This is a genomic window from Vibrio sp. 2134-1 (assembly GCF_033339495.1).
Map to the genome: position 1 here is coordinate 1 of NZ_JAWOUS010001043.1, position 500 is coordinate 500.

1 protein-coding gene is annotated in these 500 nt (G+C 49.8%); it reads left to right on the forward strand.

Annotated features, from left to right (window positions below):
* A partial coding sequence (gene asd, locus R7R78_RS29945; protein ID WP_318119971.1) for an archaetidylserine decarboxylase occupies window positions 1-500 on the forward strand: 500 nt, incomplete at both ends.

Genomic DNA, 500 nt, shown 5'->3' on the forward strand with positions numbered 1-500 from the left:
TGGTGGTGATGAGAAACTCGCAGAAGAATTCAAAGACGGTTCATTCGCAACGCTATACCTATCGCCTCGCGATTACCACCGTGTACACATGCCATGTGACGGCACATTGCGCCAAATGATTTACGTTCCTGGTGATCTGTTCTCAGTAAACCCTCTGACAGCAGAAAACGTACCGAACCTATTTGCACGTAACGAACGAGTGGTATGTATCTTCGATACCGAATTTGGCCCAATGGCACAAGTTCTGGTTGGTGCAACCATCGTAGGCAGTATCGAGCAAGTTTGGGCAGGCACCATCACGCCACCTCGCGGTAACACGGTCTACAAATGGGATTACCCAGCAGAAGGTGACAAAGCCGTTATCCTGAAAAAAGGCGAAGAAATGGGTCGCTTCAAACTGGGGTCGACTGTGATCAACCTGTTTGCGAAAGACGCGATTGAGTTTGACGCAAGCATGGAAAACGGCCAACCAACCGTAATGGGCACACCTTACGCCCTGA